The sequence below is a fragment of the Bradyrhizobium sp. CCBAU 051011 genome, from assembly GCF_009930815.1.
Classification (GTDB): Bacteria; Pseudomonadota; Alphaproteobacteria; order Rhizobiales; family Xanthobacteraceae; genus Bradyrhizobium.
On sequence record NZ_CP022222.1, the window covers coordinates 6,404,199 to 6,425,237 of the forward strand.

Annotated in this window: 22 protein-coding genes; 18 read left to right on the top strand and 4 right to left on the bottom strand. The window is 63.3% G+C overall.

Features of this window, described 5'->3' with window-relative positions:
• Positions 1 to 282: 282 nt before the first annotated feature.
• The 7 genes from ACH79_RS30025 (at position 283) to ACH79_RS30055 (ending at position 6,778) form a co-directional block, all read left to right on the top strand.
• Entirely contained in the window at positions 283 to 1,038 is a 756-nt protein-coding gene (locus ACH79_RS30025; RefSeq protein ID WP_161854160.1) for an ABC transporter ATP-binding protein, read from the top strand.
• Entirely contained in the window at positions 1,031 to 1,774 is a 744-nt protein-coding gene (locus tag ACH79_RS30030) for an ABC transporter ATP-binding protein (RefSeq protein WP_161854161.1), read from the top strand. Before ACH79_RS30025 ends, ACH79_RS30030 begins: the two co-directional genes overlap by 8 nt.
• A 38-nt stretch (positions 1,775 to 1,812) precedes the next feature.
• Positions 1,813 to 3,033 carry an ABC transporter substrate-binding protein gene (locus ACH79_RS30035; protein ID WP_161854162.1) on the top strand — a complete coding sequence of 407 codons (1,221 nt, stop codon included), beginning with the start codon at positions 1,813 to 1,815 and terminating at the stop codon, positions 3,031 to 3,033.
• A 70-nt stretch (positions 3,034 to 3,103) separates the two neighbouring features.
• Positions 3,104 to 3,991 (top strand): branched-chain amino acid ABC transporter permease, encoded by an 888-nt coding sequence (locus ACH79_RS30040; protein ID WP_161854163.1) that lies wholly within the window; start codon positions 3,104 to 3,106, stop codon positions 3,989 to 3,991.
• Between the two features lies 1 nt (position 3,992).
• Entirely contained in the window at positions 3,993 to 4,961 is a 969-nt protein-coding gene (locus ACH79_RS30045) for a branched-chain amino acid ABC transporter permease (RefSeq protein ID WP_161854164.1), read from the top strand.
• Between the two features lie 152 nt (positions 4,962 to 5,113).
• The gene (locus tag ACH79_RS30050; RefSeq protein ID WP_057836192.1) at positions 5,114 to 5,758 is read left to right on the top strand and encodes a DUF47 domain-containing protein; all 645 of its coding nucleotides are present in this window, start codon (positions 5,114 to 5,116) and stop codon (positions 5,756 to 5,758) included.
• Between the two features lie 15 nt (positions 5,759 to 5,773).
• Positions 5,774 to 6,778: an inorganic phosphate transporter gene (locus ACH79_RS30055; protein ID WP_161854165.1), complete on the top strand. Its 1,005-nt coding sequence runs from the start codon at positions 5,774 to 5,776 to the stop codon at positions 6,776 to 6,778.
• Here ACH79_RS30055 and sugE read toward each other — a convergent pair.
• Positions 6,770 to 7,093 (bottom strand): quaternary ammonium compound efflux SMR transporter SugE, encoded by a 324-nt coding sequence (sugE, locus tag ACH79_RS30060; RefSeq protein ID WP_161854166.1) that lies wholly within the window; start codon positions 7,091 to 7,093, stop codon positions 6,770 to 6,772. The genes ACH79_RS30055 and sugE overlap by 9 nt on opposite strands.
• 153 nt (positions 7,094 to 7,246) lie before the next feature.
• On the opposite strand from sugE, the gene ACH79_RS30065 reads away from it, so the two are divergent.
• The 7 genes from ACH79_RS30065 (at position 7,247) to ACH79_RS30095 (ending at position 14,254) form a co-directional block, all read left to right on the top strand.
• A complete protein-coding gene (locus ACH79_RS30065) occupies positions 7,247 to 8,866 on the top strand; it encodes a peptide chain release factor 3 (RefSeq protein ID WP_161854167.1) in 1,620 nt (539 codons plus the stop codon).
• A 272-nt stretch (positions 8,867 to 9,138) separates the two neighbouring features.
• Positions 9,139 to 9,864 carry a crotonase/enoyl-CoA hydratase family protein gene (locus ACH79_RS30070; RefSeq protein WP_161854168.1) on the top strand — a complete coding sequence of 242 codons (726 nt, stop codon included), beginning with the start codon at positions 9,139 to 9,141 and terminating at the stop codon, positions 9,862 to 9,864.
• Between the two features lie 58 nt (positions 9,865 to 9,922).
• Positions 9,923 to 10,480 carry a TetR/AcrR family transcriptional regulator gene (locus ACH79_RS30075; protein ID WP_161854169.1) on the top strand — a complete coding sequence of 186 codons (558 nt, stop codon included), beginning with the start codon at positions 9,923 to 9,925 and terminating at the stop codon, positions 10,478 to 10,480.
• A 67-nt stretch (positions 10,481 to 10,547) separates the two neighbouring features.
• Positions 10,548 to 11,150 (top strand): hypothetical protein, encoded by a 603-nt coding sequence (locus ACH79_RS30080; protein ID WP_161854170.1) that lies wholly within the window; start codon positions 10,548 to 10,550, stop codon positions 11,148 to 11,150.
• 89 nt (positions 11,151 to 11,239) lie between these two features.
• Positions 11,240 to 11,824 carry an NnrU family protein gene (locus tag ACH79_RS30085; RefSeq protein WP_161854171.1) on the top strand — a complete coding sequence of 195 codons (585 nt, stop codon included), beginning with the start codon at positions 11,240 to 11,242 and terminating at the stop codon, positions 11,822 to 11,824.
• 1 nt (position 11,825) lies between these two features.
• Positions 11,826 to 12,647 carry a 3-methyl-2-oxobutanoate hydroxymethyltransferase gene (panB, locus tag ACH79_RS30090; protein WP_161854172.1) on the top strand — a complete coding sequence of 274 codons (822 nt, stop codon included), beginning with the start codon at positions 11,826 to 11,828 and terminating at the stop codon, positions 12,645 to 12,647.
• Positions 12,648 to 12,658: 11 nt separating this feature from the next.
• A complete protein-coding gene (locus tag ACH79_RS30095) occupies positions 12,659 to 14,254 on the top strand; it encodes a class I adenylate-forming enzyme family protein (RefSeq protein ID WP_161854173.1) in 1,596 nt (531 codons plus the stop codon).
• A gap of 12 nt (positions 14,255 to 14,266) precedes the next feature.
• Here ACH79_RS30095 and ACH79_RS30100 read toward each other — a convergent pair whose 3' ends face one another.
• Both ACH79_RS30100 and ACH79_RS30105 read right to left on the bottom strand, forming a co-directional pair.
• Complete coding sequence (locus tag ACH79_RS30100) at positions 14,267 to 14,569, bottom strand: hypothetical protein (RefSeq protein ID WP_161854174.1); 303 nt, start codon at positions 14,567 to 14,569, stop codon at positions 14,267 to 14,269.
• 140 nt (positions 14,570 to 14,709) lie between these two features.
• Positions 14,710 to 15,582 carry a hypothetical protein gene (locus tag ACH79_RS30105; protein WP_161854175.1) on the bottom strand — a complete coding sequence of 291 codons (873 nt, stop codon included), beginning with the start codon at positions 15,580 to 15,582 and terminating at the stop codon, positions 14,710 to 14,712.
• A 243-nt stretch (positions 15,583 to 15,825) separates the two neighbouring features.
• Here ACH79_RS30105 and ACH79_RS30110 point away from each other — a divergent pair, with 243 nt between their 5' ends.
• Genes ACH79_RS30110 through ACH79_RS30125 form a run of 4 tightly spaced genes read left to right on the top strand, consistent with a single transcriptional unit; the run spans position 15,826 to position 19,693 of the window.
• Complete coding sequence (locus ACH79_RS30110; protein ID WP_161854176.1) at positions 15,826 to 16,479, top strand: tetratricopeptide repeat protein; 654 nt, start codon at positions 15,826 to 15,828, stop codon at positions 16,477 to 16,479.
• Between the two features lie 28 nt (positions 16,480 to 16,507).
• Complete coding sequence (locus tag ACH79_RS30115) at positions 16,508 to 17,017, top strand: hypothetical protein (RefSeq protein ID WP_161854177.1); 510 nt, start codon at positions 16,508 to 16,510, stop codon at positions 17,015 to 17,017.
• A 55-nt stretch (positions 17,018 to 17,072) separates the two neighbouring features.
• Positions 17,073 to 18,455, top strand: a complete 1,383-nt coding sequence (gene der / locus ACH79_RS30120) for a ribosome biogenesis GTPase Der (protein WP_161854178.1) — start codon at positions 17,073 to 17,075, stop codon at positions 18,453 to 18,455.
• On the top strand, positions 18,452 to 19,693 hold the full coding sequence (locus ACH79_RS30125) for a TCR/Tet family MFS transporter (protein ID WP_161854179.1): 1,242 nt from the start codon (positions 18,452 to 18,454) through the stop codon (positions 19,691 to 19,693). Before der ends, ACH79_RS30125 begins: the two co-directional genes overlap by 4 nt.
• Positions 19,694 to 19,799: 106 nt before the next feature.
• On the opposite strand, the gene ACH79_RS30130 is transcribed toward ACH79_RS30125, so the two are convergent.
• Positions 19,800 to 21,026 carry an ABC transporter substrate-binding protein gene (locus ACH79_RS30130; RefSeq protein ID WP_161854180.1) on the bottom strand — a complete coding sequence of 409 codons (1,227 nt, stop codon included), beginning with the start codon at positions 21,024 to 21,026 and terminating at the stop codon, positions 19,800 to 19,802.
• Between the last annotated feature and the right edge of the window lie 13 nt (positions 21,027 to 21,039).

Consider the following 21,039-nt stretch of genomic DNA (forward strand, 5'->3'; position numbering starts at 1 on the left):
TGATGGCTTGCCGGGACGAAGATCACGGCTGAACGCTGGCGGTGCGCGAGCCCGAGCTCGGCGGCCGGCGCATTCGACTTATGGCGCATCCGGAACCAGGTCCCCGGCTTTTCCCCGTGACAGCTTTCCACCTTGCCTAATCCATCGCGTTGACGGCATATTCCGGCCCGGAGGCGGCGGGCTCGGTACGGATTCCTAGGACGTCCAGGAGAGTCCGCCCGAACAGGGAAAAAATGGCCGCGCGCGAACGGCTTCGCGGAGACGGCTAACGGGGGAATTTGTTTGGCTGATGAGTTTATTCTCGAAACCCACGGATTGACCAAGGAATTCGCGGGTTTCTTCGCCGTTCGCGATGTCGCCCTCAAGGTGCGCCGCGGCAGCATTCATGCGCTGATCGGGCCGAATGGCGCCGGCAAGACGACGTGCTTTAACCTGCTGACCAAGTTCTTGAGGCCGTCAGCAGGCCAGATCCTGTACAAAGGACAGGACATCACCGCGATGGCGCCGGCCGACGTGGCCCGCCTCGGGCTGGTGCGTTCGTTCCAGATTTCGGCGGTCTTCCCGCACCTGACGGCGCTGGAGAACGTCCGCGTCGCGCTCCAGCGCCAGCATGGATCCTCCTTCGATTTCTGGCGCTCAAAGAGCGTGCTCGATCGCTTCAACGGCCGGGCCATCGAACTGCTGAACGACGTGGGTCTGAGCGAGTTCGCCAATACGCCCGCGGTCGAGATGCCCTATGGACGCAAGCGTGCGCTGGAGATCGCAACGACGCTGGCGCTCGACCCGGAAATGATGCTGCTCGACGAGCCGATGGCCGGCATGGGCCACGAAGACATCGACAAGATCGCGGCGCTGATCAAGCGCATCTCGGCAACGCACACCATCCTGATGGTCGAACATAATCTCTCCGTGGTGGCCAACTTGTCCGACATCATCACGGTGCTGACGCGCGGCCAGGTGCTGGCGCAAGGCAATTACGCAGAGCTCTCAAAGGACGAGCGGGTCAAGGAAGCCTATCTGGGGGCCGGTCATGCCTGAGTTGAAAATGGCGGAAGCTGCCGCCAAACCGGCCGGCGCCGAGGTGCTTTCCGTTTCTGACCTGCAGGCCTGGTACGGCGAATCCCACATCCTTCACGGGATCAACTTCAATGTGAAGGCCGGCGAGGTGGTCACGCTGCTCGGCCGCAACGGCGCCGGCAAGACCACGACGCTGAAGTCGGTCATGGGAATTATCGGCAAGCGCACCGGTTCGATCCGTTTCAACGGTCAGGACATCACGCGCGCCTCGTCCGACAGGATCGCACGCCAGGGCATCGCGTTCTGCCCCGAGGAGCGGGGCATTTTCGCAAGCCTCGACGTGCGCGAGAATCTGCTGCTGCCGCCCGTCGTGCGCAGCGGGGGACTGTCGCTCGACCAGATCTTCGAATTGTTTCCGAACCTGAAGGAGCGCCTCAACAGCCAGGGCACCAAGCTCTCGGGCGGCGAGCAGCAGATGCTGGCGATCGCCAGAATCCTGCGTACCGGCGCTCGCTTCCTGATGCTGGACGAGCCGACCGAAGGTCTGGCGCCGGTCATCATCCAGCAGATCGGCCACACCATCGCGCGGCTGAAGTCGGAAGGCTTTACCATCCTGCTGGTCGAGCAGAATTTCCGCTTCGCCTCCACGGTGGCTGACCGATACTACATCGTCGAACACGGCAAGGTCATCGACGGTTTTGCGAACTCGGAGCTGTCGGCCAATATGGACAAGCTCCACACCTATCTCGGCGTTTAATCGGTAATTTGGCTGCACTCTGGATTAATGGAGATACTATGAAACATCGGATTTCAGCTCTCTTCCTCGGCACCGCGCTTGCGCTTGCCGCAGGCAGTGGCGCCCTGGCGCAGGACAAGACCGTCAAGGTCGGCGTCCTGACCGACAATTCCGGCCTTTACTCCGACCTCGGCGGCGCGGGCTCGACTCTCGCCGCCCAGATGGCGATGGAGGATTCCGGCCTCGCGGCCAAGGGCTGGAAGATCGACATCGTCTCCGCCGACCACCAGAACAAGCCCGACATCGCCACAACCATCGCGCGTCAATGGATCGACGTCGAGAAGGTCGATATCTTCGTGGACGTGCTGAACTCCGGCGTTGCGCTGGCGGTCAACAATCTGGTGAAGGAAAAGAACGCGGTCATGATCAATACCGGCGCGGCGACGTCGGACCTGACCAACGCCCAGTGCTCGCCGAACACGATTCACTGGGTCTACGATACCTACATGCTCGCCAACTCTACCGGCCAGGCGCTGGTTAAGGCCGGCGGCGACACCTGGTACTTCCTGACCGCCGACTACGCGTTCGGTCATGCGCTTGAGCGCGACACAACAGCGGTCGTGGTGAAGTCGGGCGGCAAGGTTATCGGCACCGTCAAGCATCCGCTGAATTCGTCGGACTTCTCCTCGTTCCTGCTGCAGGCGCAGGCCTCCAAGGCCAAGATCATCGGCATGGCGAACGCCGGCGGCGACACCACCAACACCATCAAGCAGGCCGCGGAGTTCGGCATCGTCGCGGGCGGCCAGAAGCTCGCGGGATTGCTGCTGTTCATCAATGACGTTCACTCCCTCGGTCTCAAGGTTGCGCAGGGCCTGAACTTCACGGAAACATTCTACTGGGATCTGAACGATGGCACTCGCGCGTTTTCGAAGCGCTTCTCCGAGCGCATGAAGAACAAGGCGATGCCGTCCATGGTGCAGGCCGGCGTTTATTCGGGTCTGATCCACTATTTCAAGACGATCGACGCGATGGGCGGCAACCCGCATGACGGCGTCAAGGTCGTGGCAAAAATGAAGGAAGCGCCGACCGATGATCCGCTGTTCGGCAAGGGCACGATCCGCGCCGACGGCCGGAAGATTCATCCGGCCTACCTGTTCGAGGTCAAGAAGCCCGCGGAATCCAAAGGGCCGTGGGACTATTACAAGCTGATCGGAACCACCCCGGGCGACCAGGCCTTCCGGCCGCTCTCGGAAAGCGCCTGTCCGCTGGTCAAGAAGTAAGAACAACGGCCCGCGGGGCATTGCGCCCGCGGGCCACTTTCGCCCAACAACGAGATCGAGTGCCAAGCCGATGCAAGCTCTCTACGCCCAGCTCCTGGTCGGACTGATCAACGGGTCGTTCTACGCGCTGCTCAGTCTCGGGCTGGCCGTGATCTTCGGCATGCTCAACATCATCAACTTCGCCCATGGCGCGCTCTACATGATGGGCGCGTTTACCGCGTATTTTCTGCTGCATCTCACGGGAATTGGATACTGGTGGGCCCTGATCATCGCGCCGATTGTCGTCGGCATCTTCGGCATGATCCTGGAACGGACCATGCTGCAGTGGCTGGCGGGTCTCGACCACCTCTACGGGCTTTTGTTGACGTTCGGCATCGCGCTGATCGTGCAGGGCGTGTTCCAGAATTACTTCGGCTCCTCCGGCCTACCGTACGCGATTCCTGATTATCCGGAGATCGGCGGCTTCCGCGGATTACAGGGCGGCATGAATCTCGGCTTCATGTTCCTGCCGATCTACCGCGGCTGGGTCGTTGTCTTCTCGCTGGTCGTCTGTCTCGCCACCTGGTTCCTGATCGAGAAGACGCAGCTCGGCGCTTACCTGCGCGCCGCGACCGAAAACCCGACGCTGGTGCGGGCGTTCGGCATCAACGTTCCCCGGATGATCACGCTGACCTATGGGCTCGGCGTCGGCCTGGCGGCGCTGGCCGGCGTGTTGTCGGCGCCGATCAACCAGGTGCGGCCGCTGATGGGCGCGGACCTGATTATCGTCGTGTTCGCGGTGGTGGTGATCGGCGGCATGGGATCGATCATGGGATCGATCATCACCGGCTTCGCGCTCGGCGTGATCGAGGGGCTTACGAAGTATTTTTATCCCGAGGCCTCCAACACCGTGGTGTTCGTCCTGATGGTGCTGGTGTTGCTGGTGAAGCCAACGGGACTGACGGGACGGGCGGCCTGACATGAGCGCATTGACTGACGATACACTGCCGGTAACGCCGCGCGCGATGCGCGACGAGATGATCGTGTTCGCCGCGATGGCGGTGCTGCTGGGGCTCGTACCCCTGACGGGCATTTATCCATTCTTCGTGATGCAGGCGCTGTGTTTTGCGCTGCTTGCCTGCGCCTTCAACCTCCTGATCGGCTATGGCGGCCTGCTGTCGTTCGGCCACGCCATGTTCTTAGGGACCGCTGGCTACTGCTCGGCGCATGCGCTCAAGGTCTGGGGTGTAACGCCGGAAGTCGGAATTCTGGTCGGTGTCGCCGGCGCCGCGGCGCTCTCCGTCGTCACCGGCTTCATCTCGATTCGCCGGCAGGGCATCTATTTTTCGATGATCACGCTGGCGCTTTCGCAGCTGTTGTTCTTCATCTATTTGCAGGCACCGTTCACCCATGGCGAAGACGGAATCCAGGGCATTCCGCAAGGCTATCTGTTCGGAATCTTCAATCTGGCCAAGCCCACCGTGCTCTATTACGTCGTGCTGGCGGGCTTCCTTGCCGGCTTCCTGCTGATCTTCCGCACCATCAACTCGCCGTTCGGCGAGGTCTTGAAGTCGATCCGCGAGAACGAGCAGCGGGCGATTTCGCTGGGCTACAAGACCGACCAGTACAAGCTGCTCGCCTTCATTCTGTCCGGCACGCTTGCGGGCTTTGCCGGCTCGCTGAAGGTGTTCGTGGCGCAGAACGCCTCGCTCACCGACGTGCACTGGACGATGTCGGGTGAAATCGTGCTGATGACGCTGGTCGGCGGCCTCGGGACCATCTTCGGCCCGGTCGTCGGGGCCTTCGTCATCATCGCCATGCAGCAGTATCTGGCCGGGTTCGGCCAGTGGGTGACGGTGATCCAGGGTGTGATCTTCGTGGCCTGCGTGCTGACCTTCCGCCGCGGTATCGTCGGCGAAGTCGCGCATTATTTCCGCCGATCCCTGTAAAACGGCCGGTTTTCGCGCCGTTTTCGGCTTCACAAAGCGGTGGATGGCCCGGTTCCCGGGTCCCGCCGTGGCGCGTTTTTCCTGCGAATGGTCTATGACAGTTTTGTGACAGGCCGCCCCCCGCGGGCTGTTCTGAACGACGGAAAATATCCATGCTGCGCTGGTTTCGTGCCTTTTTGCCCAAGGAGGAGCGGTTTTTTGACCTGTTTGCCCGCCACGCCCAGACGGTCGTACAGGGCGCGCTGGCGTTGCAGGACATGCTGCGCGGCGGCGAGGAGACGCCGGTATTCTGCCAGCGCGTGAACCAGTTCGAAAACGACGCCGACGGCATCACCCGCGAGGTACTGACCGCGGTCCGCCGCACCTTCATTACCCCGTTCGACCGCGGCGACATCAAGAACCTGATCACGGCGATGGACGACGCCATCGACCAGATGCAGCAGACCGCGAAAGCGGTGGTGCTGTTCGAAGTCCGCACGTTCGAACCCCCGATGCGCGAAATAGCCACGCTATTGGTCGAATGCGCCAATCTGGTCAGCCGCGCGCTGCCGCTGATGCAGTCGATCGGCAACAACGTCGCGATGCTGACTTCCATCACCGAGGAAATCGGAAAGCTCGAGGGCCGTATCGACGATCTCCACGACATCGGGTTGAAGGAGCTGTTTCTCAAGCACCGCAACGGCAATTCGATGGATTTCGTGGTCGGCGCCGAGATCTACAAGCATCTCGAAAAAGTGTCCGACCGCTTCGATGACGTCGCCAACGAAATCAACTCGATCGTGATCGAACAGGTATAGGGCAGGGCCAATTCAGTGGACGCCTCGCTTGGTCTTCCGGTTCTGATCTTTCTGATTGCGGTCGCGCTGCTCTTCGACTTCCTCAACGGGTTGCACGACGCCGCCAATTCGATCGCCACGATCGTATCGACCCGCGTGCTGCGCCCCCAATATGCGGTGCTCTGGGCGGCTTTCTTCAATTTCATCGCCTTCCTCTTCTTTGGGCTGCACGTCGCCAATACGATCGGCAAGGGAATCATCGAACCCGATGTCGTCGATGCGGCCGTGATCTTCGCTGCGCTGATCGGCGCCATCGTCTGGAATCTGATTACCTGGGGGCTCGGCATTCCCTCATCGAGCTCGCACGCCCTGATCGGCGGGCTGGTCGGCGCGGGCATGGCCAAGGCCGGGATATCAGCGGCGGTCTGGAGCGGTCTGTCGAAAACGCTGCTGGCGATCGTGCTGTCGCCGCTGGTCGGGTTCCTGCTGGCGCTGCTGCTGGTGGCGATCGTGTCCTGGCTGTCGGTGCGCTCGACGCCGTTTGCGGTCGACCGCGCCTTCCGCATCCTGCAATTCGTCTCGGCCTCGCTCTATTCGCTCGGCCATGGCGGCAACGACGCGCAAAAGACCATGGGTATCATCGCGGTGCTCCTGTATTCGCAAGGCCACCTCGGGGCGGATTTCGCGATTCCCTTCTGGGTCGTGATCTCCTGCCAGGCGGCCATGGGGCTCGGCACGCTGATGGGGGGCTGGCGGATCGTCCGCACTATGGGGCTGCGGATCACCAAGCTGACGCCGATGCAGGGCTTTTGCGCTGAAACAGGCGGGGCGGCGACCCTCTTCATGGCCACCTATCTCGGGGTTCCCGTTTCCACGACCCACACCATCACCGGCTCCATCGTCGGCGTCGGTGCCGCGCGGCGGGTCTCGGCGGTGCGCTGGAACGTGGCAAGTTCGATCGTCTACGCCTGGGTGATCACCATTCCGGCGTCCGCGATTATCGCGGCGCTGACCTATTGGGCCGTGCTGCTGCTACGCTGATCCGGTGACGAGCTTGAGCCCGATGATGCCCGCGACGATCAGTCCGATGCAGGCGAGGCGGGCGGCGGTCGCGGGCTCGCCGAACAGGAAGATGCCCAGGACTGCCGTTCCGACCGCGCCGATGCCGGTCCATACCGCGTAGGCGGTTCCAATCGGCAGCGCTTTCAGGGCAAGACCCAGCAGGAGGATGCTGCCGGCCATGCAGGCGAGCGTCAGGACCGATGGAATGAGCCGGGTGAAACCTTCGGTATATTTGAGGCCGATCGCCCAGCCTATTTCCATGAGGCCGGCGACGAACAACACGATCCAGGCCATGACAACCCTCCTGATAAGGCAGGGTCGTCCCCGCGGATGAGCTGTGAACGGAAGGCCGTCCTTCCGCTGCCGATATGGGACTGGAGAGCCGCCACTGCAACCACCAAATGAGGCTTGATTAGCCCTCCTTTCCCTGCCAAACGCTCGAGCCTCATGTCCGATATTGCCGCTACCGCCGAATCGCAACCCCGCACGCCGCTCTCAGATGAAGTGGCACGGCGGCGCACGTTTGCGATCATCTCCCACCCGGATGCCGGCAAGACCACGCTGACCGAAAAGCTCCTGCTGTTCGGCGGCGCCATCAACCTGGCGGGGCAGGTCAAGGCCAAGGGCGAGCGGCGCAACACCCGGTCCGACTGGATGAAGATCGAGCGCGAGCGCGGCATCTCGGTCGTGACCTCGGTGATGACGTTCGAATTCCAGGATCTCGTCTTCAACCTGCTGGACACGCCGGGCCACGAGGACTTCTCCGAGGACACCTATCGCACGCTCACGGCCGTCGATTCCGCCGTCATGGTGATCGACGCCGCCAAGGGCATCGAGGCGCGGACGCGAAAGTTGTTCGAGGTATGCCGGCTGCGCGACATCCCGATTATCACCTTCATCAACAAGATGGACCGCGAGAGCCGCGATACGTTTGAGCTCCTCGACGAGATCGAGAAGACGCTGGCGCTCGACACCACGCCGATGACCTGGCCGGTCGGCCGCGGCCGCGACTTTCTCGGCACCTACGACGTCGTCAATGGCGGCGTGCGGCTACTCGAGGGCGGCGGCGCCAAGACCGGCGCGACCGAGCAGATCGATATTGCCGATCTCGCCGGCCGCAACGCCAATCTCGACGTCGCCGAGATCAAGGATGACCTCGCGCTGGTGTCGGAAGCCTGCAAGCCGTTCGAGCTCGAGGCGTTTCGCGAGGGCCATCTCACGCCGGTCTATTTCGGCAGTGCATTGCGCAATTTCGGCGTCGGCGACCTCTTGGAAGGTCTCGGCAAGTTCGCGCCCGCGCCCCGCGCGCAGGACTCGAACGTTCGTAAAGTGGAGGCTGCCGAGCCGCGCATGAGCGCCTTCGTGTTCAAGATCCAGGCCAACATGGATCCGAACCACCGCGACCGCATCGCCTTTGCGCGGCTGTGTTCCGGCAAGCTCAGCCGCGGCATGAAGGCAAAGCTCGTGCGTACCGGCAAGAATATGTCGCTGTCGTCGCCGCAATTCTTCTTCGCCCAGGACCGCTCGGTAGCTGACGAAGCCTTTGCCGGCGATGTCGTCGGTATTCCGAACCACGGCACCTTGCGGATCGGCGATACGCTGACGGAAGGCGAGGACATCACCTTTGTCGGCGTGCCCAGCTTTGCGCCGGAAATCGTCCGTCGCGTGCGCCTCACCGACGCCATGAAGGCAAAGAAGCTGAAAGAGGCGCTGCAGCAGATGTCGGAAGAGGGCGTGGTGCAGGTGTTCCGGCCGCGCGACGGCGCGCCGGCGCTGGTCGGCGTCGTCGGCGCACTGCAGCTCGACGTGCTGAAAGCGCGCCTCGATGCCGAATATTCGCTGCCGGTCGAATTCGAGGTCTCGGAATTCCAGCTCGCGCGCTGGATTTCCTCCGACGACCGCAAGAAGCTCGACGCCTTCGTTGCCGCCAACAATTCGGGCATTGCCGACGATGTCGATGGCGATCCCGTCTTCATGGCCAAGAACGAGTTCTATCTCGGCTATACCCGCGAACGCGCCGAAGGCATCAACTTCTCCAACGTCAAGGACGTGAAGAAGAAGGCGTAGGGGCGCGCTGTGTCCCAGCCTTCACTGTCGTCCTCCGCGAAAGCGGGGGACCCAGTACGCCGCGGCTTGTCCGTCAATCACTACCGTCCCTGGAATACTGGATCGCCCGCCTTCGCGGGCGACGACGGCTGAGGCTGCGGCTCGCTGTTTGCCTCACATATGCATCCAGTGGATGCCTGCATGCATCCCGAGTCCGGACAAATCTCTTGCGCCGTCGAGCCGTGTCCGAAACTATCCACTGGATGCTTTTAAAACAACAGGGGAGACCGCCCATGACTGACCTCGCGACCTATTCCCGTTCGGGCCCGGTCGGCACCATCGTGATCGACGACGGCAAGGCCAATGTGATGTCGCTTGCCATGCTCAACGCCCTGCATGCGGCGTTCGACCGGGCGGAAATGGACAAGGCCGTCGTGCTCCTGAAGGCCCGCGGTAAGCATTTTTCTGGCGGTTTCGATCTCGGCGTCTTTGCCAAGGGCAGCGCCGAGGACCAGTATCAGATGGTGAAGGCAGGTGCGGAGTTGGCGCTGCGCATCCTCTCGTTTCCGACGCCGGTGGTGGCGGCCTGTCAGGGCAACGCCTACCCGATGGGGGCCTTTCTCATCATGTCGAGCGACCATCGGATCGCCGCCGAGGGTGATTACCGGATCGGCATGAACGAGGTCGCGATCGGCCTCACCGTGCCGCGTTTCGCCATCGAGATCGCGCGGCAGCGATTAACGCCGGCCTATTTCAGCAGGGTGGTGATAACAGGAGAGATGTTCGGCCCCGCAGAAGCCGTCACCGCCGGCTTCTTTGACCGTGTCGTTCCGGCCGATACGCTGGAGCGCAGCGCCGAGGAGACCGCGCAAAAGCTCGCCACGCTCAATATGGCAGCCCATGCCGCCACCAAGGCGCGGGCGAGGGGGGCGGTGATCAGGATGATCCGCAGCATGATCGACGAGGACATTACGCCGCAATATGGCGAGGACCGCGTGGCCAAGCGGGCATCTGCGTGACGAAAAACGTCGGCGCCGGGCAGTGGCGTTGCGTCCCGTGGCTTTGTATGAAGGAGACATGACCGCGACGCCGCGCCGGGCGACCTATCGTCATGGCAATCTTAAGTCCGCAGCGCTGAAGGCCGCCACCCGTCTGGTGGCTGCGGCCGGCCATGAGCAGTTGAGCCTGCGCGAGGTCGCCGACGCCGTCGGCGTCGCACATCGCTCGCTGTACAATCATTTTGCCGACCGCGAAGCGTTGCTGGATGCGGTCGCGACCGAGGCCTATACGCGGCTCGCCGCCATCCTCGTCAAGGCAGGGACGCCGCAGGATTACACCGCCAAATACGTCCGCTTCGCGCTGGCCAATCGCGCGCTCTACGCCCTGATGACCAGCCGCCCGCACGCCACCATGAAGCACAATCCGCCGCTACAGGCCGCGGTCCATAAGGTCATCGCCCAGGCCATGCGGATCTTCTGCCAGGATATTGAGAGCCCCGCCGAGCGTCGCCGGGCGGTGATGAAGGTCTACATCACGCTGTATGGCGGCATCTCGCTCTATACGGCCGGCGTCCTCGACCAGCCCAGCGAGAAGGCCCTGATTGCGGAACTGTCTGCCATGAACGCGGGGATGTGAACACGGCCCGTCTTGATAGCGGCCAGGACGTGCATCAGTTTAATCGGGTCGTTCCAGGACCCCGCGCATGTTTCGGCTTGCCATCGTCTGCCTGATCGGCCTGTTCGTCGGGATCGGCGTCGCCGACGCCCAGTCGCGTCGCCAGATCGACGCCACGCCGTTTTCGCATGCGCCCTGCAGCGTGCTCGACGGGCAGCCCTGCACGCCGTCGTTCTGCAGCGTGTTCAACGACGGTCCATGCATTCCCGAGATCGACTATCCGTACGGCCAGAACCTGCAACTCACGATCGAATCCGCACCTTCACAGGATCAGGCCGCGAAATACCGCAAGCCGGACCATGATCTCGATACGATCGGCGACCTGTTCGCGGCGCTACGCTCCTGTTGGTCGCCGCCGCCTTCCGACGTCGCGCGCGCGGGCATGCAGATGTCGGTTCGCTTCAGCTTCAAGCGCTCGGGCGAGATCATCGCCACCCCGCGCGTGACCTATGCCACGGCAGGCGTTCCCGCGGATACCCGTTCGACCTACCTGAAGGCGATCAACGCGTCGCTTGCGGCCTGCACACCGTTGAAGCTCACCAGCGGACTTGGCGGCGCGCTTGCGGGGCGGCCGATCGCGATCCGCTACGTCGACAACCGCGATCTGGGCAAGCAGGCGGAGAAGCCGTAGGTGGTGGCCGCGTAGCGCATTGCGCACCAAGCCATTAAGATGATACGCGGGATATTCCGGAACACCAGCCGCGCAACGGGAGGGACATCATGGGACTGTGGGTGATGATCCTGGGCCTGGTCCTGTTCTTCGGCGTCCACACCCTCACCATCCAGCGCAAGTTGCGCGCGCAGGTCATCGCCGCAACGGGCGAGGGCGGCTACAAGATCGGCTATGCGCTGGCCTCGTTGGTCGGCCTGGCGCTGATCATCTGGGGCTTTGCCAAGTATCGTGCGACGGGCTGGATCGATGTCTGGAACCCGCCGGTGGCGCTCAAGCACATCACGGTGGCGCTGATGCTGCCTGCGGTCATCCTGGTGGTCGCTTCCTACATCCGTGGCCGGATCTATACGACGCTGAAACATCCTATGCTGACCGGCATCAAGCTGTGGGCGGCGGCGCATCTGCTCGCCAATGGCGATCTCGGCTCGATCATCCTGTTCGGCTCGTTTCTCGCCTGGGCGGTCTATGACCGTGTTTCGCTGAAGCATCGTTCCGACGCCGGCGCGCCGCCGATTCCCGTCGGAGGTCCCGGCAACGACCTGATCGCGATCGCGGTCGGCGTCGTCGCCTATCTGGCGCTCGCATTCGCGTTCCACCCGGTCGTGATCGGCGTCCCCGTGGTTGGAGCCTGACATGTCCGTTCAATCTGCCATCAAGCGCAAAACGGCGCCGGACATCCGCGCGCGAAAGCACGGCGAGCCGATCGTGATGCTGACGTCCTACCACGCGCACACCGCCGCGCTGGTGGATCGCCACTGTGACGTCATTCTGGTCGGGGACTCCCTCGGCAATGTCATGCACGGTCTCGAGACCACCGTGCCGGTGACGCTGGACATGATGATTCTGCAGGGGCGCGCGGTGATGCGGGGTTCGAAGCACGCCCTGGTCGTGGTCGATATGCCGTTCGGCTCCTATGAAGCCTCGAAGGAGCAGGCGTTTCATTCCGCGGTGCGGATATTGAAGGAGACCCATTGCGGCGCGGTCAAGCTCGAAGGCGGCGTGCGGATGGCGGAAACGGTCGAGTTCCTGTCCGAGCGGGGCGTGCCGGTTATGGGACATATCGGACTGACGCCGCAATCGATCAACACGCTCGGCTCATTTCGTGCGCAAGGCCGCGACGAGGGCAGTTGGGATCCGATTCTGAACGACGCCAAGGCGATTTCCGACGCCGGCGCCTTCTCCGTCGTGATCGAGGCAGTGGCCGAGCCGCTGGCGCGAAAGATCACGGAGACCATCGCCATTCCGACCATCGGTATCGGCGCCAGCGCGGCCTGTGACGGGCAGGTGCTGGTGCTGGAGGACATGCTCGGCCTGTCGCCGAGGACGCCAAAATTCGTTCGCCGCTACGGCGAGCTCGGCCCCGCGATCGAAGCGGCAATCCAGGGCTACGCCAGCGACGTGCGTTCGCGCGCCTTCCCCGGACCCGAACACGTCTACGAGATGAAGAAGAGCTGACAAGGCGCGCCATGGACTGGTCGCAGCACTCCATTCCGGCGATGCGGCTCGAGCCGCGCTTCGGCGACCGTATCGTTCCGGTCTTTTGCGAACGGCCCAGGAGTATTCCGGCGATGGTCGCCGAAGCCGTGGCGCGAAACGGCGATGGTGAGGCGCTGGTTTGCGGCGCCACGCGAATGACATGGCGCGAAGTCGCGCAGCGATCGGCGCAAATCGCAGCTGGATTGCAGAACCTCGGCCTGCAGCGCGGTGATCGCGTCGCGGTGCTGCTCGGCAACAGAACAGAATTCGTGCTGACGATGCTGGGGGCGGCCCATGCCGGGCTGGTGACGGTGCTGCTTTCGACCCGCCAGCAAAAGCCGGAAATCGCCTATGTGCTCACCGATTGCGGAGCAAAGCTGCTGATCCACGAGGCCGCGCTGGCCGACCGCGTGCCCGATGCCGGTGACATTCCCGACGTGACGCACCGGATTGCCGTCGACGACGATCCGCGGCTCTCGCGCTTTTCCGATCTGGCCGATCACGCGCCGCTGACGGCGCCCGTCGAGGTCGGTGAAGAGGATACTGCCATGATCCTCTATACCTCCGGAACGACGGGGCGGCCAAAGGGTGCGATGCTCGCCCATTGCACCATCATTCATTCGTCGATGGTGTTCGTGTCGTGCCTGAAGCTGACAGCGGCGGATCGGTCGATTGCCGCGGTGCCGCTCGGCCATGTCACGGGCGTGGTCGCCAACGTCATGACCATGGCACGCGCCGCCGGCGCGCTGATCATCATGCCGGAGTTCAAGGCGGCGGAATATCTGAAGTTGGCGGCGCGAGAGCGTGTCACCTACACCGTGATGGTGCCGGCGATGTACAATCTCTGTCTGCTGCAGTCGGATTTCGACAGCTATGACCTGTCGAGCTGGCGGATCGGCGGCTTTGGCGGCGCGCCGATGCCGATTGCTACCATCGAGAAGCTCGCCGCGAAAATCCCCGGCCTGCAACTCGCCAATTGCTATGGCGCGACCGAGACGACCTCGCCCTCGACGATGATGCCCGGCGCATTCGTCGTGAGCCACATCGACAGCGTCGGGCTGCCGTGCCCCGGCGCCACCATCATCGCCGTCGATGCCGAGGGCCGCGAGCTGCCGCGCGGTACGATCGGCGAAATCTGGATTCACGGCGGCTCGGTCATCAAGGGCTACTGGAATAATCCGAAGGCGACGGCGGAGAGTTTTACCGCCGGCTTCTGGCATTCCGGCGATCTAGGTTCTATCGACGAAGCGAACTTCGTTCGCGTGTTCGATCGGCAGAAGGACATGATCAACCGCGGGGGCTTGAAGATCTATTCAGCAGAGGTCGAGTCAGTGCTGGCCGGCCACCCCGACGTGGTCGAGAGCGCGATCATCGCAAAACCGTGCCCGGTGCTCGGCGAGCGCGTACACGCCGTGGTGGTCACGCGTAACACGGTCAGGGCAGAGGCGCTGCGTGCCTGGTGTGCCGAGCGACTGTCCGACTACAAGGTGCCGGAAACCATGGATCTGCGCACGGACCCGTTGCCGCGCAACGCCAATGGCAAGGTGATGAAACGCCAACTCCGCGAGGCTTTCACAGCGGCCTGAGCGAGGAGCCGATCAAGTCGAACTTCTGTCGACGAATTCCTCGAGATAGGGGGGCACCTCACGCCCATCGATGTCGCATCGACAGCGGATTTCTCTCGCGACGTCCTTGGAAAGATCGTCGGTCCAGTGCTCCAGCGTGTTGAAGGCGACTACCTCGATCGGATCGTTGAATTGTCCCGACAGGAGATCGGCAATGACCGTCTCGATGTCAGCGCGCTCGGTTTGCCGAGCAATACCATGCTGCCCTGGACCTTCCACGACCAGATAGATCGTCTGATCGGCGCCATACGGCACACTCGGCGGAAATTGGCGCATTGTCCGATCCTCCATCGAACTTGGATTTCAATTGCAGCACAGGGGAAAGGTTCCTATCACGCGGCGGCATTTCAAAAACGCTGCGACGGTGACGATGCCCAATGCCGTCCCTCATTACCGCGCGTCGGCGCGCGACAGGACTAGAGCTTCGGCGCGCTGCCCTTGGGCATCGCGCTCTCGCCTTGCCCGGAGGTGAGTGCAGCGCTGTCGATCGCAGCGGCGCTGACGAGTTGCTTGACATCAAGCAGGGTGAACTGCGCGATGCCAACACGATCGGCCGGCGTGCCCGGAACGAGCTGCACGCTCAACACGCCGTCGCAATTGGCGCCCCTGGCCTCGGCGAGCATCGCGCTCGGATCCTTGGCTTTGGTCTGCGCGCGCTTGACGACCGCCACGCAACTGCCGCGGACGGTGTCGCCGTTGAGCTTGACGGCTGCCCTCGGGTCGAGCGGCTTGTCGATTGCTTCCAGCGCGGTCGCTTCCTTGTACTTGGCGCCGACCGACATGATCGAGCCCTTGCGGTAGATGTAGTACAGGTGCTGATCGCCCACGATGGTGGGCACGCCGTATTTGCCCATGATCTCCTTGATCATGTCGGCCTTCGACGGCTGCTGGTCCTGCGCGAAGGTCAGATTGCGCGCGAGGAAATAGGCGCGGTTGGCGCTTGCGGGCGAGGAGAAGCTGGCCGAGAGCATTTCGCCGTTCTGCTTCGGACCGGCGGGAAGATTGAAATTCAACGCGGCGACGTAGCCGGCGCCGCCATTGCCGAATTTCTGCTGCTGGATATCGGTCTTGGTGTCGGTCCGGCCCTTGAACAGCGAATCAAAGACGGCGCGCGCCGATTCGGCGTTTGATTCGGTTGACATGCCCAAAATGTCAGGGCGCAACTTGCCCGAGAACGCCGTCTCGGGCGTCTTAGGCGCATTGGGCTTGACGTCATCGGCCAGTGACGCTGCGGCCAGGGATACCAGGCCCATGGCAAGCGTCATCGAAACCAGCGCATGGCGAGGCATGAAACACCTGAAAAATCGGGTAGAGTTGAGAATTGCAACGGCCGGGATTACGCCAAGCTTTGAACCGCGATGTCAACATTGGCAGCCGGTTTCGGAGGTGCCTGGGAGGCGCTGTTAACGCTTTGATCCGCCTCGCTTTGCCTTGCCACCGCCATATCGATAGGCTACGCCCCGGCCATGCGGGGATCGGGTGCGCGATACGGCCGCCCAAGTCGCGGTTCCTCGGGAATGGGATATCTTTAAGTGTCTGAATTATTTGACGAAGTCGATGAGGAGGTACGTCGCGAACAGCTCAAAAAGCTGTGGGACAAATATTCGCTTCTGATCATTGCCGGCTTGATTTTGATCATCGCCGCCGTGGGCGGCTGGCGCGGCTACCAGTATCTGGAGGCCAAGAAGGCGGCCGAGGCGGGCGCTGCGTTCGACAAGGCGGTCGAGCTTTCGGAAGCCAACAAGCATGCGGAGGCTGAAGCAGCCTTTGCCGATCTGGCTGCGAAGGCGCCGTTCGGATATCGCGTGCTGGCACGGCTACGGATGGCCGCAGAAGTCGCCGAACGCGATCGACCGGCTGCGGCAAAGCTGTTTGACGAGATCGCCGCCGACCGCAGCGTCGGCGTGGCAGAACAGGATCTGGCGCGGATTCGCGCCGCCCAACTACTGCTGGAAACCGCCACCTATCCCAACATGAAAGAGCGCCTCGAAGCCGCTGCTGCGCCGGGCGCCACCTTCCGCCATACTGCACGTGAATTGCTGGCGCTGTCGGCCTGGCGTGCGAACGATACCGCAGCGACGCGGCAATGGCTGGACATGATCGCCAACGACGGCGAGACGCCGCCGAGCCTGCGCTCGCGTGCCGAAGCGCTGCAGGCCCTGCTGCCGCCGGTCGCCAAGAGCTGACACCAGCACAACGAGTTGGAAACTTGATATGCGCCGCCCGCAACGTTTGATCGCAACGGCCGTCCTCATCGCGCTTTCGGGTGCGCTGGCAGGCTGCGGCAGTACGGCCAATTTCGACCCAAGCGATCTGCTCGACTTCCTTGATACCAAGAAGAAGCTGCCCGGCGACCGCAAGCCGGTGTTCCCCGAGGGCGTGCCGGGCCTCGAGCAGGGCGTGCCGAAGGATCTCTATCGGGGCGCGCGTCAGCAGGCTGACGACCCGAACGCACAGGCGGCCGCTGCCCCTCCGCCGGCAGAGGAACCAAAATCCAAGCGTGGCGCCAAGTCCAAGGGCAAGCAGGCTGCCGCCCCCGCTGCCGTGGACCCCGACGCCGCGCCCGAGGAGGACAGCACCGCCGCAGCGCCGCCGGCGCCCAAGCCGGCCAAGATCGTGCGCAAGCGCACCACCGCGCCGCCGCCCGATCAATCGGCCGCGCCGGCACAATCCCAGCAATCGGCATTCCCGGCCCCGATGCCGAGCGGCAGTTTCACGCGCTGATTTCTTGTTTTCGTTCAATTGACACGCCCTTCAAAAAAGGGCGTTTGGATCATTTATGTCCTTCACGATCGCCATCATTGGCCGGCCCAATGTGGGTAAGTCGACGCTGTTCAACCGGCTCGTCGGGCAGAAGCTTGCGCTGGTGGATGACGAGCCCGGTGTCACCCGCGACCGCCGCGAGGGCAGTGCGCGTCTCGGCGACCTCGAATTCACCGTGATCGATACCGCCGGCCTCGACGAGGGCGCCAGGGGCTCGTTGACTGCGCGGATGCAGGAGCAGACCGAAACCGCCATCGGCCTGGCCGATGCGTTGATGTTCGTGATCGACGCCCGCGCCGGGCTGACGCCGAATGATCGCGCCTTTGCCGATTTCGCCCGCCGCGCCAACAAGCCGGTGGTGCTGGTCGCCAACAAGAGCGAGGGCAAGCACGGCGAACTCGGCGCGATGGAATCCTATGCGCTGGGGCTCGGCGATCCCATCCAGATTTCAGCCGAGCATGGCGAGGGCATGAGCGATCTCTACGACGCGCTCGCCGCGCTGATGCCGGAGCCGGCCGAGGAGCCTGAAGAGTTCGACGACGATGACATCATCTCGGACGAGGATCTCGCCCAGCGTCCGATCCGCGTCGCCATCGTCGGCCGCCCCAATGCCGGCAAATCCACGCTGATCAACCATCTGCTCGGCGAGGAGCGACTGCTGACCAGCGCCGAGGCCGGCACCACGCGCGATTCCATTTCGGTGGAGATCACCTGGCAGGGACGCGATTTCCGCGTGTTCGATACTGCGGGTTTAAGGCGGCGCTCGCGGATCGAGGAGAAGCTGGAAAAATTGTCGGTGGCGGATGCGCTGCGCGCGGTGCGCTTTGCCGAAGTCGTCGTGATGATGATGGACGCGCAGAACCGGTTCGAGGAACAGGATCTGCGCATCGCCGACCTGATCGAGCGCGAGGGGCGGGCGATCGTGCTCGCGGTCAACAAATGGGATCTGATGGAGCGCAAGCCTCATCTCATCTCGGCGCTGCGCAGCGATGCCGACCACTGGCTGCCGCAGGTCAAGGGCGCCCCCATCGTCGCGGTGTCCGGCCTGATGGGCGAGGGCATCGATCGCCTGATGACCGCGATCCAGGACGCCTACGCCGTCTGGAACAAGCGTGTGCCGACGGCCGCGCTCAATCGCTGGTTCGAGCAGGCCGTCGACGCCAATCCGCCGCCGGCGGTGTCGGGCCGCCGGCTGAAGCTGAACTACATCACCCAGACCAAGGGGCGTCCGCCGAGTTTCGTGCTGTTCTGTTCGCGCGCGGATGCGGTGCCGCAATCCTACTTGCGCTATCTCACCAACAGCCTGCGCGAAGCCTTTGATCTGCCGGGCACGCCGATCCGGATCACGCTGCGCGAAAAGGCCAATCCGTTCGCCCACAAGCGCAAGCGGCCATCATGAGCGAACAGGCGTCCACCGCTGTTGCCGACGACAGGCCGCCGGTACGCAGTGGCGCGGCGGCCTTCATCTTCGTCACCATCCTGCTCGACATGCTCGCGCTCGGCCTGATCCTGCCGATCCTGCCCAAGCTAGTGGAAAGTTTCGTCGACAACGATACCGCAACCGCTGCGCGGATCTTCGGGCTGTTCGGCACCGCCTGGGCGTTGATGCAATTCCTGTTCTCGCCGATCCTCGGCGCGCTCTCGGACCGCTTCGGCCGGCGGCCGGTGGTGCTGCTGTCGAATTTCGGGCTGGCGCTGGATTATGTGCTGATGGCGCTGGCGCCGTCGCTTGTGTGGCTGTTCATCGGCCGGGTGATATCGGGCATCACCTCCGCGAGCATCTCCACGGCCTTTGCTTACATCGCCGACGTGACGCCGCCGGAGCGGCGCGCCGCGGTGTTCGGCAAGATCGGAGCGGCGTTCGGCGCCGGCTTCATTCTCGGTCCCGCCGTCGGCGGCCTGCTCGGCGGCATGGACCCGCGCCTGCCGTTCTGGATCGCGGCCGGCTTAAGCTTTGCGAACACGCTTTACGGCTGGCTGATCCTGCCCGAGTCGCTGCCGCCGGAACGGCGCGCTCCGTTTCGCTGGAAAAGCGCCAGTCCGATCGGCGCACTGCATCTGTTGCGCTCGAACCGGATTCTCGCAGGCCTGTCGCTGGCAAATTTCTTCGGGCAAGTCGCGCATGTGGTGCTGCCGTCGACGTTCGTGCTCTACGCGACCTATCGCTATGGCTGGGATACGAAGACGGTTGGCCTTACGCTGGCGTTGGTCGGCATCTGCGCCATGGTGGTGCAGGGCGCGGGCGTCGGGCCGATCGTGTCACGCCTTGGCGAGCGCCGGGCGCTGCTACTCGGGCTTGCCAGCGGCGCGCTGGGATTCTTCATCTATGGCGCGGCGCCGACCGGGCCATTGTTCTGGGTCGGCATTCCCGTAATGGCGCTGTGGGGGGTGGCGGGTGCGGCGATCCAGGCGCTGACGACGCAACTCGTTACACCGGATCAGCAAGGCCAGTTGCAGGGCGCGACCAACAGCGTCAACAGCATCGCCCAGATGGCGGGACCATTTCTGTTCACGCTGACATTTGCCTATTTTATCAGCGATCAAGCGCCGGCGAAAATGCCGGGCGCGCCGTTTCTTTTGGCGGCGGCGTTGCTGGCGCTTGCGCTGGCGATCGCGTGGCGGACGCTGAAAAGGTAGGGTGGGCAAAGCGAAGCGTGCCCACCATTCGCGACGTGCATTCGGAGCGAGATGGTGGGCACGGCGCTTGCGCGCCTTTGCCCACCCTACGCGATCTGTTACGCCGTTACTTCTTCACCAGCGGGCAATCGCTGGCTTCGAGCGGCTTGGCGGCATCCTCTGGCGAGATCATGGCGATCTGCTTGTAATAATCCCACGGTCCCTTCGACTCTTCCGGCTTCTTCACTTCGAACAGATAAGCCGGAATGAGGCGGCGGCCGTCGGCGCGCAGCGGGCCCTTGCCGAACAGCGGATCGTCGGTCGGTAGCTCCTTCATCTTGGCGACGACCTTGGCGCCGTCACGCGGATTGCTGCCGAGCGCGTCCATCGCCTTCAGGTAATGCAGGATCTCCGCATAGAGGCCGGCGACGGTCATCGAGGGCATCGCGCCCTTCGGCGAGAGCTTCTGGAAGCGCTTCGACCATTCGCGGGTGTTGTCGTTGAGATCCCAGTAGAAGGATTCCGTAAACGTCAGGCCTTGCGCGGTCTTCAGGCCGAGCGCATGCACGTCGTTGATGAAGAGCAGCAGTGCGGCGAGTTTCTGACCACCCTGGACGATGCCGAACTCGGCCGCCTGCTTGATCGAGTTGGTGGTATCGCCGCCGGCATTGGCAAGGCCGATGACCTTGGCCTTCGAGGACTGCGCCTGCAGCAGGAAGGAGGAGAAGTCGGAGGTGTTGAGCGGATGTCTGACGGTGCCCAAAACCTTGCCGCCGGTCTGGGTGACCACGTTGCCGGTGTCGCGCTCCAGCGCATGGCCGAAGGCGTAGTCGGCGGTGAGGAAGAACCAGGTGTCGCCGCCGGCCTTGGTCAGCGCCTTGCCGGTGCCGTTGGCGAGCATGTAGGTGTCGTAGGTGAAAGAGATGGTGTTGGGATTGCAGGCCTTGCCTGTGAGGTCGGCGGTGGCGGCGCCCGAGTTGAGCAGCACCGAGTTCTTTTCCTTCACCAGATTGCTCACGGCGAGCGCAACGCCGGAGTTCGGCGTATCCGCGACCGCGTCCACCTTGTCGGCGTCGATCCACTGCCGCGCGATGTTGACGCCGATATCGGGCTTGTTCTGATGGTCACCGCTGACGACATCGATCTTCCAGCCCTTCTTCAACAGGCCGGAATCCTCGACCGCCATCTTGACCGCAACCACCGAATTGGGGCCGCCGATGTCGGCATAGAGGCTCGACATGTCGTTGAGCACGCCGATCTTGACGGTCTTGTCCTGGGCCAGTGCTGGCGTTGCGAGGGTAAGGGCGGCAAGCGCCACGGAGGCGGCGAAGCGCCGCGCAGTTCTAGTCGTCATGATACTCCTCCTC